Genomic DNA, 15,206 nt, shown 5'->3' on the forward strand with positions numbered 1-15,206 from the left:
TTTTATCTTTTATCAGCTTCAATTTCCAGATTTTGCAGAAGAACAGAAACACTAATACCTAAGCCATCTGCAAGACTAACAAGCGCAGTTAAAGAAGGGTTTCTCACTCCACGTTCTACACCAGAAATGTATGTGCGGTCTAAGTTAGCACGTAGTCCTAACTCTTCTTGAGAAATTCCTAACTCTGTTCTGCGTTGTCTGACTAGATAACCTAAAGCATTAAGAATCTTTTGTTTTGATTTATCCATCAGACAATTTTCAATGTCTATGGACTATCAGTCTACGGACTATGTGTCACATCAATGAGTATTTACCCATTTTTATTAGCAGCAATAGGCATTCTCCAACCAGTACCAAAAGCACGATCTGTAATTTTCAATCCTGGTGCTGCTTGACGGCGTTTAAATTCCGCAATAGAAACCAGTTTTAACACCCTATTTACTATTACTTGATCATGACCTGCATTAACTATTTCCCCTGCTGATTGATGTTTATTAATCAACCGTTCTAAAATATCATCTAAAATGTCATAAGCTGGTAAAGAATCTTGATCAACTTGACCAGGTTTTAACTCTGCACTTGGTGCTTTTGTGATAATATGTTGAGGAATAATTTCTTTTTGATGATGGGTATTTAACCAATTACAAATAGAATAAACACGGGTTTTTGGCACATCTGCAATTACCGCTAAACCACCATTCATATCACCATAAAGTGTACAATAACCTACAGCCATTTCTGATTTATTACCAGTAGATAAAAGCAGATGTCCAAATTTATTAGATATCCCCATTAACAAAGTACCACGAATGCGAGATTGAATATTTTCCTCAGCAATACCAAATTCTGTACCTGTGAATAAATCAGCTAAAGTATGATCAAAACTTTGCATTAATTCCCCAATAGGTAAAATTTGAGTTTTAATTCCTAAATTTTCCCCTAACTTTAAAGCATCACTCACAGAATGTTCAGAACTATAAGGAGAAGGCATTAATACACCTAAAACATTTTCTTTACCTAATGCAGTTGTCGCAATAGCAGCAACTAAAGCGGAATCAATACCACCACTTAAACCTAAAACAACTTGAGAAAAACGGCATTTTTTCACATAATCTCGCACACCTAAAACCAAAGCTTGCCAAATTTCCTGATCTTCAGATTCATCAACTGGGGAAATAGAATCTAACTGTAAATCGCGCATTTGTTCATCAAATTCAACAGTCAAAAAATCTGTTTCAAAACCTTTAGCACGACAAATAATTTCACCCTGATTATTTACAGCAAAACTACGTCCATCAAATATTAAATCATCATTTCCACCAACTTGATTAGTATAAATAATTGACTGTTGAAAATTGGCTGCACTATGTTTTAACATTGCTTCCCTTAATTTTTGCTTACCAACTGTATAAGGAGAAGCGGATAAATTGACAATTAAATCTACACCTAAAATGGATAAATCAGCAATGGGATTAACTGCATAATGACGTTTTCCCCAAAATTCCTCATCATTCCATAAATCTTCGCAAATAGTCACACCAATATTGATATCATCTAAAGCGAAATAATTAGCTTGCAATCCTGGTTCAAAATAGCGATTTTCATCAAATACATCGTAAGTTGGTAATAGTCGCTTGTAGAAATATTGTTTAATTTTTCCTGCTTCTAATAAAGCAATACTATTAAATAAAGTTTTACCCCCTGTAATATGAGCATCTTTATTTTTAACTACAGTTCCCACTAAAACAGCTAAATTAGCTGGTAAATCTTGAGCTAATTTTTTTAATGTGATATCCATTGATTTCACAAAACTAGGATTTAATAATAAATCCCTGGGTGGATAACCACATAAAGACAGTTCAGGTGTTAATAATAAACGGACATTATTTGCTGCTGCTTGTTGTGCAACTTCCAGGATTTTTTGAGTGTTTCCTGTTAAGTCACCGATAATAGGGTTAAGTTGGGCAATTGCAATTTTCATAAGACAAGGGAATAGGTAATTGGTAATTGGTAATTGGTAATTGGTGATTGGTAATTGGTGATTTGTAACTAATTTTTATCTATTCTCTATTAACTGTCACCTGTCACCTAATTTAAATAAAAACTAAAGGTTTATCCTTAAACGGTGCAAAAGCTTCTGCATCAAATTTATATAAACTCGCGGGACGACCTGCACCTCTTGATACTTTAATTCCTGTATCTAATAAAAAACCAAGTTTCAATAAACGCGCTCGAAAATTTGAATAATCAGAAAAGTTTTCCCCTAAAACTGTGGTGTATAACTGATATAAGTCATTTAAAGTAAAGGTTTCTGGTAAAACATCAAATGCTACGGGACTATATTCTAATTTATTTTTCAGTCTTCTGTGTCCATAGGTGATAATTTCATTATGATCAAATGCTAACTGAGGTATTTGTTTAACGGGATACCATGCAATACCCGCAACTTTATCAGCAATTAATTCTGCTTCTTCAAACCGAACTAAAGCAAAATAACTAACTGATAAATAACGCACTCCATAACTATTAATTTCTTCTCTGGGGTCACGGTTTGGACCACCAAAAGTATAAAGTTGTTCTAAATAAAGATTATTAACCTTTATTTTTTCTGCCATAATGCGATAAGCAGCATCTTCTAAAGATTCTCCTTGTCTAACTAAAGTACCAGGGAGACTCCAAGAATTTAAAAATGGTTCTTGCTGTCGCATTACTAATAAAACTAACAGCCGATTTTTGGTAGTATCTACAGAAAATATGACATTATCCACACCGACTTTAAAATCAGCCAAAGTTTGTTGAAGTGTGGAATTTGAGATTTTCTTATGGTTACGTAGTGGCATTTAAACGTACAATTTCTCCCGATAAATATAATCTATAACAGGTGGTGTGAGAGTTTGATGGTCTTTTTGTTGACGAAAAGCGGTAGAGGAAACATCTAAACCTGTTAAACTAGCGATCGCAATTTTTCCTCCTAATTCCCTAATTTTTTCCAAACTAATATTATCTATTACATATCCAGGACGAGGAATCACCAACAATTTCACTTGTTTTAATAAATCTTCAATATGATACCATCTTGGTAATTGAATAACTAAATCTGATCCAATTACTAAGGTATATTCGACATCATTACCCCATCTTAATTTCGCTTTTTCTAATGTTTCCAAAGTTCGCCAACTACTTAATTCTTGTTCCAAACTAATATTACCTAATGGTGCTTGAATATCTGTAATTAACAAATTCAACATTGCTGCACGATGAGGTAAAGGAGTTTGTTGCTCTTTAAAAGGATTATCAGCAGCCCAAACCGCTACCCAATCATAATGTTGAGATAACCATTTAATAATTTTTTGATGTCCCGCAGTTGGTGGATCAGCACTTGTTCCGAATAAAGCGATCTTTTTCATCTTACTTTGCGTCCTTTGCGTTCTTTGCGGTTAGTTTCTTAGTCTTTTCCTTCAACTCATGCAGCATTTCCGAAATTTCTACTTTTACAGAAATTGGATTTTCTAAACTTCTTGTTTCCTGCGGTAAACTCGCTACAGATAATGCGCTTCTTTCTCGAATAGTTTGTAAATTTTCTGTTGGTTTTATCTGCTTACCTGATTTCATCACTAACTCTAACAAAGGTTTTTCTTTCCCAGAATTTTCATCTAATAAACCTAATCTATCAGATTGTAATTTACCATCAACCAAAAACCTAAAAATTTGTTTTTTACCAGGATAAGTAAACTTACCGCTAGACATTTTCATCACCGGAATACCATCAATGTCTACTAATTTATAAACTCCATTTACAGGAGAACCTGTTACTAACTTTGTGCCTAAACCATAACCATCAATTTCTGCACCTTGATTTTTTAATCTTTGTATTTCCCATTCATCTAAGTCACCACTGGCAAAAATTGTAATTTGTGGTAGGAGCGATCGCACTTGTTTTGATAAACTAACTAAATCACCAGAATCTAACCTCACCCCAGTTAATGTCATTTCCCCACTATTTACCTTTTTAGCTAACTTTTCAGCAGCAGCAACAGTATCAAAAGTATCAATCAATAAAGGCGCACCCGGAAAATATTGATGAAAAGCTATAAACGCTTGTTGTTCACTTCCTTCTAAAGCTGATAACGCCATTACTAAAGCGTGAGCCATTGTACCAGTTGGGTTTTCACCTAGTTGTAATGCTGCTAACACATTGGAAGTGGCATCTAAACCACCTGCTAAAGCTGCCCTTGCAGCCCATAAAGAAGCTTGAGGACTAAAAGCTCTGCGTGTGCCAAATTCTAAGAGTTTTGCTTTTTCCCCCGCAATATTACGTAATCTAGCAGCCCTGGTAGCGATTAATGTTTGATAATTAAGTGTATTTAAAAGATAAGTTTCTACTATTTGTGCTTGCCATAAAGGCGCTTCAATTCTTAATAATGGCTCATTAGCAAATACAGCAGTTCCTTCTGGGACTGCCCACACATCCCCAGTAAAACCACCCTCTGTTAATAATGACCAAAAACGCTCAGGTGCATGATAAAATATACCTGTTCTTTGTAAAGCAGCAATTTGGGCAGAATTAAAACGAAAATTAGCTAAATATTCCAAAGCTTGCGCCAAACCCATCGCTATTAAATAGCCAAAACCTTCAGGTAAGCGTCTAACAAACAATTCAAAGCTGGCTCGTTTTTGTTCTATTCCTTCACCTGTGTAACAAGCTGCCATTGTTAGCTGGTAAAGGTCTGTCAGCAAACTATAATTTTCAGGACAAAGATTCAGTTCTGGGTTTTGGTATCTGTACTTGTCATCATCAACATTTGCAAAAGCTGTCATCTGAAAGCGTCCTACTAAGAGTGCTTCTCTTATTATGGTAAATCATACCATAATTAATGTCAAGTATAGAAAAGATGATGCCTGAAAACCTTGCCAATCAAGGCAAATTAATCTTTATATATCTTTATATATCTATTATTTCACAGTTTTTAATGGTAAGACTAATAATTATGTCAGAAAAATACCCGATTACTCGCCAAGAATTTACAATTAGAATTAAAAGAAAAAGTGTGATTCTTCAACTCAATGAAGTATTGCAAAGCAATCTAAAAAAACATTGCGTAAAATATAAATATATTGCGAATATGAGCAACCAACAAATATCAGCATTAAAGTAAAAGTAATAGATATCTCAGATAAAGGGCATAAAAAAGGAGTCTTAGATTATGTTTATCTCCAGAATGCTTGCTAGTATGACCCAATTTATTTCTGAAGCCTTCATGCGAATTTTTAGCCCTACAGATGACGCTTATCCTGTCACTGGTTTTCAACCTTTTACTGGCGTTCCCTATAAGAGACGTAAAGCTGCATCTTGGTAGATTTTTCTTAGGAGTTCAGGAGTTCAGGAGACAGAATAAATCTCCCCAACTCCCCAACTCCCCATCTTCCTGTCACCTGTCACCTGTCACCTAACCATATTTTCAAACACTGGTTTATGTAGTAACCAATCTTGACCTACTTGAATACTAATATCAGAGGCGATATTACCAGTGCTTTCAACCCGCACTTCTCCAAAACCTAAAGTATTACGAATAGATTCAGCACTATCACTATCACCTTGTTGAGCAACAATGTGAGTAGTATCCAAAGGTTCACCCCAAAGTCGAGAAATAAAGATATTACGATATCCAGCTTGTTCTAAAGCTGCAATTAAGGGACGAATTTGAGAGCGATCGCCACCTGTACTATATTGAATTGCGATCCGTAGCCGAGAGGGATCAGTGATTTCAGGATCAACTGATGTTGATTCTAAACCAAAGTTTTGCACCATTAATTTATTAATTATTTGTGGATCGGGTATCCAATAACTAGCCTCATACTCATGTTTTTCACTAAAACGACCGGGAAGCATTAACATCTGCATATTAGAGCGATTGGTTCGCGCCCCAAAACCAACCAAAGCCACAAGTTCCTCAACAGATAAGTTAGTATCAATATGTTCTCTCACTGTTTCTAGAATTTCTGGTAATCGTGTTAATGTTGCTGGATTAAGACTTTGTTCAATCAAGGCACGTAATACCATTTGTTGCCGTTGAATCCTGCCAATATCTCCGAGTTCATCATGGCGAAACCGGAGTAATTGTAGTGCTTGATCACCTGCCAAATGCTGTTTACCAGCCTTTAAATTAATATATAAATGTTGAGAATCATCCTTATATTTCATATCTTTGGGGACATAGACAGTTACACCACCCAAGGCATCAATTAACTTGCCAACACCCAAGACATTAATGCGGACATAACGATCAATTCCCACGCCTCCCAAGAGATTGCTGACAGTTTTAGCAGTTAAAGCCGGTCCACCATCGACATTGGCGGCGTTAATTTTTTTCAACCCAAACCCTTCAACCTCTGTCCGGGTATCTCTGGGAATGGAAAGCATAACTATTTTTTTGGTATCTGGATCAAACTTGATCAAGAGCATGACATCAGCAAGACCGTCAAAAGAATTAACTTGGGGTAGATATCTAAGTCCTTGGGTTTCAATAGGTGGATTTTGGATATCTGGAGGCAGTACACTCATCCCCATCACCAAGATATTCACAGGGCGAGTTAATTGAGAAAATTGGAAGCCATTGCCAGAAATGCGATCGCTATCAAAAACTGCTGCCTCCTTAGCACTTAACTGAGCTTGCTGCAAAGGTGTACTATCCCAAGAAACAGCCAACAAAGCCCCTGCCATACCTGAGACCATTGCTATCCCGCCCATACCCACCGCAAACCATAGCCAGCGACCTGATTTTGATTTGCGAGAGTTTTTGCCTTTAGCTTTAGCTTTCGCTGATTTTTTGCCTGCTGCTGATGTTCTTTGACTAGTCACAGATTTCCTCACACTGACTGCTAAAATACCGTAAATTTGCCTACTCAATACCAACTCAATATATGTAAATAAATTAGACCATGATGGATAATTCTTGGTATTGTCTACTTACTTACCTATCGTAGATACTACAAGACCTTTACCTGCATTTCTGTTGATTTTTTGATCATCCGGGAAGTTGATGGAAGTAGTTTATGGAAGTATGGCAATAATAAACCAAATTTGATTATTTGATGATATTGGTGGGTAGATTACCTATAAATGCTGGTATCAATCCTCAGATTGTTAAAAACATGAACAAATGTAAATTTACTATTTACGCAGTATTCGCTAGGCAAAACTACTGAATCCAGGCAAAGGATAAGACCTGCCTTGAATGACACGAGAAATTAACCAAACACTCACTAAAAAGTAACCAGATGTGAGAAAACTGTTAAGAATTAACAACCGGAGTGTAAAAAAATCTGAAGTAGCTGCCCCAGTTGCTAACAGCAAGTACCCTAACATCCATGTAAAGCCCAAGGTAATGGACAGACGACTCACGGCCAGTTGTTCCCGACTACCCTCATGGCGATAGAGAGTCCAAAGGGAAGGAAAAAAGCCGATGACAGGAATCAAGTATAAAAGCAGCAATCTTTTAGAAGTGGCAGTTTCTGGAGCAGGTGGGTAATTATCAATAGGTGGTAGATTTTCCATTGTGGAGGGTCTCATCATAAACCAGAGGAAGACATAAGATTCATATAGTTAGAGATAATAGTCTGTAAACAAGAATTTAGCTTAAGTTGTATTTAGTTCTATCCCCAATCAGCTAAAAATGCAGACACGAAAGCTACTTGACTGGTGGCAAACATTTACACCAGTAGCGCGAATCGGGGCGATCGCGCTATTCGCTCCTCTATTAGTTCTCAATGGTTGGGCGATATCGGCAATTTTTCATTATTTCCACTCTTTGATAGTCATTTTAGTCGGAGCCTCAGTGCTGGCATTTCTGCTTAACTACCCAGTAAGTTGGATGGAAAAGCACGGTGCAAGACGAGAACAAGTCGCCATTTTGGTATTTTTATCAGCTTTATCAATTTTATTGGCGCTGGGTGTCACCCTCTTTCCTCTAGCCCTAACTCAAGCCCAGCAGTTAGTAGCCCGTTTACCAGAGTTGATAGACTCTGGGCGATCGCAGTTAATGATTTTAAATGAGAAAGCCGAGATGATGGGCTTACCGATTAATCTTGATGCTATCGTCGTGCAAATTAATGATCGCGTCAAGAGTCAACTGCAAGCTATAGCCGGACAAGTATTAAATCTCGCTGTCGTCACCTTTACCAGCTTGTTAGACTTTCTGTTAACGATGGTTTTGACTTTCTATCTATTGCAACATGGCGGTGAACTTTGGCAAAGCTTAGTAGAATGGCTCCCTACTAAATTTCGTGAACCTTTTTCCCGAACAGTACGCCTAAGTTTTCAAAACTTCTTTATCACCCAGTTGATTTTATCTACTTGTATGGCCTCGGCTCTGATTCCCACCTTTTTGTGGTTGAAAGTGCCATTTGGGTTGTTGTTTGGCTTAACTATCGGCATTATGGCGCTAATCCCCTTTGGTGGTTCTGTGGGTATCGCCATGACAACTTTGTTAGTCTCCCTACAAGACTTTTGGATGGGTGCTAGAGTCTTAGCCGCCGCAGTCATCGTGCAGCAAATTCTGGAAAATATCATTGCACCCCGGATTTTAGGAAGTTTTACAGGTTTAAATCCAGTTTGGATACTCATTTCCGTTTTGACTGGGGCAAGAATCGGCGGACTTTTGGGCGTGATTGTGGCGGTTCCTTGTGCTGTTGTCATCAAGACAGTTATTAGCGCCATTCGTCCACCGATTATGAGTGATGAAACAGAAAACGCTGCTTCTGGAGATTTAGCCGCACCCATGACACCAGAAGCATCTCCTTCACCTCCAGGCAATAATTCTCTCAGTGTTTCTGATGGTGTTCCTTGCCGTCAGCCGATACAAAACGGCTAACTCTATCTAGGTTTTACATTTATTCGACAAGCCCTAACTAATGCGAACAAAAGTCGACTTTTTCTTCCTGCTTTATTCTAGAAGTGTCGGCACTGTCTATTTTACAGGCTTTAAGTCGGGTGTATCTCATAGTTATTTTGCTGTATTGAATCATCAGGAATAAGTAGCTCAAGTAGCTCCCAGAATTTTACAAACCTTGGAAAAACCCTTTCATCTGCATGGAATTGATCGGTCTTTTATCAAAGAATTGGCCAGAGATGCTAAAGTAGCTCATATCATCAAGGCTATAGTTGACTTGGGACGCAGCTTGGGGTTAACACTAATTGCTGAAGGAGTAGAAAAGCCTGAATAACTAGATTTCTTAAAGTCTATTAATTGTGATGATGTACAAGGATATCTGTTCTATAAACCTCTTTCTGCCCAACAAGCTACAGAACTCATTAAAGAAGGAGTCAGGAGTCGTAGGGGCGAAGCCTGCCTGTCGGCAGACAGGCATTCGGAAAACAACCTGTGATAAAAATTGATAATTGATTGCCTTCGGCACGCTACGCGAACGCCCGAATGCTTCGCCCGTACAGGAGTCAGGAGTCAGGAGTCAGGAATAGGCTATCAACTATCAACTATCAACTATCAACTATCAAATTTTAACTTTTAGGAAATTCTGATGAACCGTTCAAAAATAGTCGCCATTATTACAGGTGCAATTTCTATACTTTTAGCTATAGCTTACCTAATTGTCGTTCAAATCCTCGACTACCGAGATATGAAACCCGCCCCTATTAGCTACATAAACTCATCAGCACCAATTATAGCAGAATTGCAAATTTCTAGAAGTCAGTAGAAACTTTCTGGCGCAGTTTATTATGTACAGGAGTCAGGAGCAAGAATTAATTTTTTTGACCTTGCTCCCGCTATTTCCTATTGCTTGGTATATTCATAGATTCTATACGATAGATACTATCAGATAAATCAATCCATAGAACTATAAGAAAAAATTAGATAAAATATCGTGGATTTATCTAGTTAAGTAATTCCCTTTTGGCAGAGATAACGGTAAGCTATATCTAACAATATTAAGCAAAAATAAAATTGCCTTATTATTTCTAGTTAACATCATCAGGGATCAACGCTTGTTGACAAACAAGCAACAATATTCAGTGCAAATATAGAGGTGAGTTCATGTCTCAGTACCTGCTAGAGACCGTTTGGCTAGTCCCTTGCTATGCTTTATTAGGTGGTGTTTTAGCTTTACCTTGGTCGCCGGGAATAATCAGGAAAACCGGACCAAGACCGGCAGGTTATGTCAACTTAGTAATGACATTTTTGGCGTTTTTACATTCTGCAATAGCCTTTCTGGGTACTTGGAATCATCCTGCTAAAGAGGTATTTATTCCTTGGTTATCCACAGCAGGTTTAAAACTAACTATTAATTTAGAACTCTCTGCAATTAATGTAGGGGCATTAATGGTTATTACGGGTTTAAATTTCCTTGCCCAAGTTTATGCTGTGGGTTATATGGAAATGGACTGGGGTTGGGGAAGATTTTATTCTTTATTAGGTTTATTTGAAGCTGGTTTATGTGCCTTAGCTTTATGTAATAACCTATTTTTCAGTTATGTAGTTTTAGAAATTCTCACTTTAGGAACTTACCTGTTGGTAGGTTTATGGTTTAGTCAACCGTTGGTTGTGACCGGTGCGCGAGATGCGTTTTTAACCAAGCGGGTTGGTGACTTATTCCTGCTAATGGGAGTTCTCGGACTGTGGACTTTAGCAGGAACTTGGGATTATAAAGATTTAGCAATTTGGGCGCAAACAGCCCAAGTAGACCCGACAATTATTACTTTGGTTTGTTTGGCTTTAATTGCCGGTCCAATGGGTAAATGCGCTCAGTTTCCCTTGCATTTGTGGTTGGATGAAGCAATGGAAGGACCTGTTCCCAGTACCATTTTACGGAACTCAGTGGTAGTTGCCAGTGGTGCATGGGTGCTGATTAAATTACAACCTGTATTTAGTTTGTCTCCCATAGCTTCCTCCGCAATGGTAGCTATTGGTGCTGTTACAGCTATTGGTGGTTCATTAATTGCGATCGCCCAAATTGACATCAAACGCTGTTTATCTTATTCTGTCAGTGCTTACATGGGCTTAGTGTTTATCGCCGTAGGCACACAACAGGATGAAGCCGCATTATTATTAGTCCTCACTCATGCTTTATCTGCTGCACTTTTAGTCATGAGTACCGGAGGAATAGTTTGGAATAGTGTCACCCAAGACGTTACCCAACTCGGTGGTTTATGGTCACGTCGTCCCATTTCCGGTTTAGCATTTATTGTGGGAACATTGGGTTTAATTGGTTTCCCACCTTTAGGAAGTTTTTGGGCATTAGTAAAATTAGCTGATGGTTTATGGGGAACACACCCTTGGTTAGTAGGAATAATAATTGCCGTCAATGTGTTTACAGCCTTTAGTTTAACCAGAGAATTTGGTTTAATCTTTGGTGGTAAACCCAAACAAATGAGTGAACGTTCACCGGAAGCTATTTGGTTGATGGTTTTACCAATGATGGTTTTATTTGGTTTTGTTTTACATCTGCCTTTAGTGTTGGAAAGTTTATCTTTATTACCTAGTTGGGCAACATTAAATAAAGATGTGGCATTGTTATTTATTTGGTCAAGTATTTTCGGTTGCAGTATTAGTGCTGTAATTTATTTAGGAAACATTATTCCTAAACCAGTTCGCTTACCCTTCCAAGGTTTACAAAATTTACTTGCTTACGATTTTTACACCCCCAACCTTTACAAAATGACCATCATTTTTGGCGTTGCCCAACTTTCTAAATTAGCTGACATGGTGGATAGATTTGTCGTTGATGGCATTGTTAATTTTGTCGGTTTATTCTCCTTATTAGGTGGGGAAGGGTTGAAATATAGCAACAATGGACAAACCCAATTTTACGCTTTCACTGTTTTATTAGGAGTTAGCGTTTTAGGTGCTTGGGTTACATGGCCTTTCTGGGGTGTGCAGTTCATGAATTTGGTTTTTTAAAAGCTATCAGTAGGTGATAGGTGAAAGAAAATTAGGAAACAAAATATCATAATTTTACCCAATCACCAATCACCAATCACCAATTACCAATTACCAATTACCAAAGATGTTAAGTGTTTTAATTTGGTTGCCAATTATTGGCGCTGCAATTATCGGATTTTTACCAGATACAGTCATTCCTAAAACGAGAACTAGATTAGTAGCTTTAACTCTTTCCTTTGTAGTTCTATTGTGGAATGCTTTCATCCTGCTGAAATTTGATATCAATAGTCCAGGAATGCAGTTTCAAGAGAATTTACCTTGGAATGAAACCTTGGGTTTAAATTATCAATTAGGTGTTGATGGGCTATCAATTCTAATGTTGATATTGAACAGCTTATTAACTTGGATAGCCATTTACAGCAGTAACCAAAATACCGAACGTCCTAAACTTTTCTATTCGCTGATTTTATTAGTTAGCGGTGGTGTTGCTGGTGCTTTCCTAGCCCAAAACTTACTACTTTTCTTCCTTTTCTATGAATTGGAATTAATACCTTTCTATTTATTAATTTCCATTTGGGGAGGAGAAAAACGCGCCTATGCTGGAATGAAATTTTTGATTTATACAGCAGTTTCCGGGGCATTTATTTTAGCAACATTCCTGGGCATAGTTTGGTTAAGTGGTTCTCATAGTTTTGCCTTAGATGCGGTTAATACTCAAAACCTGTCTGCGGGAATGCAACTGTTATTATTAGTAGGAATAATTTTAGGTTTTGGCATCAAAATTCCTTTAATTCCTTTCCATACTTGGCTACCTGATGCTTACGTTGAAGCTTCTGCACCTATTGCTATTTTATTAGGTGGAATTTTAGCTAAATTAGGAACTTATGGACTCTTAAGATTTGGGTTTGGTTTATTTCCCCAAGCTTGGAATGTAGTAGCACCAACCTTAGCAATATGGGGTGCTGTTAGTGCAATTTATGGGGCAGTTGTAGCGATCGCCCAAAAAGACATCAAGCGCATGGTAGCATATAGTTCAATCGGACACATGGGCTATATTTTACTTGCAGCCGCAGCTAGTACCAATCTGGCCTTAGTTGGTGCAGTCGCGCAAATGTTTAGTCATGGTTTAATTCTGGCTATTCTCTTCCATTTAGTGGGACTTGTAGAAACCAAAGTTGGAACAAGAGAACTAGATAAACTCAATGGTTTAATGAGTCCTATTCGCGGTTTACCTATCGTCAGTGCTTTACTGGTGTTAGGTGGTATGGCCAGCGCCGGTATCCCTGGTTTAACTGGTTTTATTGCAGAATTTATCGTTTTCCAAGGCAGTTTTTCCACCTTCCCCATCCCCACATTATTGTGTGTAGCTTCCTCTGGTTTAACTGCGGTTTACTTCGTTATTCTTCTCAACCGCACCTGTTTCGGTAGACTAAATAACGACTTAGCTTATTATCCCAGAGTGGTTTGGGCAGAAAAAATTCCCGCATTAATATTAGCTTCCCTGATCATTTTCTTGGGAGTACAACCTACCTGGTTAGTGCGCTGGAGTGAAACCACAACTACAGCAATGGTAGCAGCTATTCCTACTCCTGAAAAAACCGTAATTTCTCAAGTGGCTTTGAAGTAATTTTTTAAGCTGTCAGCTTGTCAGAAAAATTGATCTCGTTCCCAGTCTGAGACTGGGAATGCTATCTCAGAGGATCTGCCTCTACTGTAAAAAAACTAAAAGGCAGAGCCTTTTAAAATTCATTCCCATACTCTGTATGGGAACGAGAAAAAAACGAGAAAAACCACGAAGGCACGAAGAACACTAAGGAAGAGAAGAATGAGAAGAAGAAAAGGAATAAGATAGATAATCTAGTACATTTATTAACCTCTTAAATCTCTCTGTGCCTCTGCGTCTCTGCGTGATAAATTCATAAATATAGGAAATCAAAATGGTACAAACTCCCGATAAACCAATCACCAAACTACCACCATCAAATCACGAATTTGCCGATGTCATTCATCGTCTAGAAGCTGGTGGTTCAATGCTGCCAGATACACCAGAAAACTTAATGCAAATCATCGGTATTTATAAAGCTTACGCAGTACCGATGGATTTTTACTGGCGCGACTTGCTTTATATTGGGGAAAGAGTCTTTTTAAATCCTCTGCCTGCTTTTAAATATTTCTTACCTCAAGAATATTTAGACTTACATAATCATTATGCAGGGGATGATGCTGATTTAAGAATTTGGCGCGGTGAAGCTACAGCACATCCTGAACTTTTGGCATTTATGGAAAAGGGTGAAACTCGCAAAATGCCAAAGTTACTACATCATTTATTCCATGACAGAATTAACATGGAATTTGCGGAAGCTTGTATGCAAGCGATGTTATGGCATCGGAAAATGTACGCCCCTGTAAATCAATTTGATGCCTATTTAGATTCGGATGAATATAAAGCTAATGCTGATAAAGCAATTAAAGCTTACTTTAAGAAAAATCCTTTAATGTTGGGACTTTATAAACTGTTCCCTGATATGTTTTTGGAACAGTGCCGGATGATGTCTTATTATGCCAATTTAGGACTTTTCTGGGAAGTAATGGCACCGGTATTTTTTGAAATGTCGGATATTTATGATGAAGGCGGTTTTAAAGGTGTTCCTGATGCCATGAATTTTTTAGTGAATGGTATTTTTGCGATCGCCGGTCGTCCTATTTATCATCATGTTTATGTTGATGGTGAATGTTATGAAGTCATTCCCAAATCTAAAGGTTTTACTTGGTTATATGAAGCAGCTTTACCCTATGTAGAAGCTGTATTTTACCGGACTGCACCATTTAGAGGCACAAAGTCTTATAATGCCCAAGCAGGACAAGTACCAGAAGACCAAAAAGACTTCCATTATGGCATTCTTTACGCTGACGTATTCCCTGTAGGTACTGCGGGTATTCCACCCACATTATTAATGCAGGATATGTTGCATTTTCTGCCCCAATATTTAGTTGATTATTACAAAAAACATTGTCGGGGTGAAGATGATATGTTGATTCAGTTGGGTGTAACTTTCCAACGTTCAATGTACAATGTCACATCTGCGGTAATTCAAGCTTTAAGAACTGCGTTGTTATATCCTTTAGATGATCCCAATCCTAAACATTTACAGGCAAATCGGGAGTTTTTTGAAATGCAATTGAATCGCTTCACTCGTGCTGATTATGGTATGAGAGATGCGGCGAAATTGCGGAGTGTTCAAAGTCAAGATTATCGTTAATCAGCTAAAGATACCAGACTTCTTTAAAAAGTCCGGTATCTACACTTAAACT

Annotated in this window: 14 protein-coding genes and 1 pseudogene; 8 read left to right on the top strand and 7 right to left on the bottom strand. The window is 37.8% G+C overall.

Annotation, left to right across the window (positions count from 1 at the left end; genetic code table 11):
• Positions 1–2: 2 nt before the first annotated feature.
• From PN497_RS06175 to PN497_RS06195, 5 genes are all read right to left on the bottom strand, one after another.
• Complete coding sequence (locus PN497_RS06175) at positions 3–248, bottom strand: helix-turn-helix domain-containing protein (protein ID WP_096566619.1); 246 nt, start codon at positions 246–248, stop codon at positions 3–5.
• A gap of 62 nt (positions 249–310) precedes the next feature.
• On the bottom strand, positions 311–1,981 hold the full coding sequence (locus PN497_RS06180; RefSeq protein WP_096566617.1) for an NAD+ synthase: 1,671 nt from the start codon (positions 1,979–1,981) through the stop codon (positions 311–313).
• Between the two features lie 112 nt (positions 1,982–2,093).
• The gene (locus PN497_RS06185; protein WP_096566615.1) at positions 2,094–2,840 is read right to left on the bottom strand and encodes an NUDIX hydrolase; all 747 of its coding nucleotides are present in this window, start codon (positions 2,838–2,840) and stop codon (positions 2,094–2,096) included.
• Positions 2,841–3,407 carry a nicotinate-nucleotide adenylyltransferase gene (locus tag PN497_RS06190; RefSeq protein WP_096566613.1) on the bottom strand — a complete coding sequence of 189 codons (567 nt, stop codon included), beginning with the start codon at positions 3,405–3,407 and terminating at the stop codon, positions 2,841–2,843.
• Position 3,408: 1 nt separating this feature from the next.
• The gene (locus PN497_RS06195; RefSeq protein ID WP_096566611.1) at positions 3,409–4,818 is read right to left on the bottom strand and encodes a nicotinate phosphoribosyltransferase; all 1,410 of its coding nucleotides are present in this window, start codon (positions 4,816–4,818) and stop codon (positions 3,409–3,411) included.
• Between the two features lie 56 nt (positions 4,819–4,874).
• Between PN497_RS06195 and PN497_RS06200 the strand changes: the two genes are divergently transcribed.
• Complete coding sequence (locus PN497_RS06200; protein WP_137667745.1) at positions 4,875–5,156, top strand: hypothetical protein; 282 nt, start codon at positions 4,875–4,877, stop codon at positions 5,154–5,156.
• 48 nt (positions 5,157–5,204) lie between these two features.
• Complete coding sequence (locus tag PN497_RS06205; RefSeq protein WP_096566607.1) at positions 5,205–5,357, top strand: nicotinate phosphoribosyltransferase; 153 nt, start codon at positions 5,205–5,207, stop codon at positions 5,355–5,357.
• Between the two features lie 86 nt (positions 5,358–5,443).
• Here PN497_RS06205 and PN497_RS06210 read toward each other — a convergent pair whose 3' ends face one another.
• A complete protein-coding gene (locus PN497_RS06210; RefSeq protein WP_096566605.1) occupies positions 5,444–6,859 on the bottom strand; it encodes an LCP family protein in 1,416 nt (471 codons plus the stop codon).
• A 330-nt stretch (positions 6,860–7,189) separates the two neighbouring features.
• Positions 7,190–7,555 (bottom strand): hypothetical protein, encoded by a 366-nt coding sequence (locus tag PN497_RS06215; protein WP_096566603.1) that lies wholly within the window; start codon positions 7,553–7,555, stop codon positions 7,190–7,192.
• Between the two features lie 118 nt (positions 7,556–7,673).
• Between PN497_RS06215 and PN497_RS06220 the strand changes: the two genes are divergently transcribed.
• The 6 genes and pseudogenes from PN497_RS06220 (at position 7,674) to PN497_RS06245 (ending at position 15,154) form a co-directional block, all read left to right on the top strand.
• Positions 7,674–8,870 carry an AI-2E family transporter gene (locus tag PN497_RS06220; RefSeq protein WP_096566601.1) on the top strand — a complete coding sequence of 399 codons (1,197 nt, stop codon included), beginning with the start codon at positions 7,674–7,676 and terminating at the stop codon, positions 8,868–8,870.
• A gap of 205 nt (positions 8,871–9,075) precedes the next feature.
• Positions 9,076–9,384: pseudogene (locus PN497_RS06225) on the top strand (EAL domain-containing protein); the annotation flags it as partial.
• Between the two features lie 150 nt (positions 9,385–9,534).
• Complete coding sequence (locus PN497_RS06230; protein ID WP_187039704.1) at positions 9,535–9,711, top strand: hypothetical protein; 177 nt, start codon at positions 9,535–9,537, stop codon at positions 9,709–9,711.
• Between the two features lie 338 nt (positions 9,712–10,049).
• Complete coding sequence (locus PN497_RS06235) at positions 10,050–11,912, top strand: NAD(P)H-quinone oxidoreductase subunit F (RefSeq protein ID WP_096566599.1); 1,863 nt, start codon at positions 10,050–10,052, stop codon at positions 11,910–11,912.
• A gap of 106 nt (positions 11,913–12,018) precedes the next feature.
• Positions 12,019–13,521: an NADH-quinone oxidoreductase subunit M gene (locus PN497_RS06240; RefSeq protein ID WP_096566597.1), complete on the top strand. Its 1,503-nt coding sequence runs from the start codon at positions 12,019–12,021 to the stop codon at positions 13,519–13,521.
• A gap of 310 nt (positions 13,522–13,831) precedes the next feature.
• Complete coding sequence (locus PN497_RS06245) at positions 13,832–15,154, top strand: CO2 hydration protein (RefSeq protein ID WP_096566595.1); 1,323 nt, start codon at positions 13,832–13,834, stop codon at positions 15,152–15,154.
• Positions 15,155–15,206 lie beyond the last annotated feature (52 nt).

The sequence above is a fragment of the Sphaerospermopsis kisseleviana CS-549 genome (genome assembly GCF_028329225.1).
Lineage (GTDB): Bacteria > Cyanobacteriota > Cyanobacteriia > Cyanobacteriales > Nostocaceae > Sphaerospermopsis > Sphaerospermopsis kisseleviana.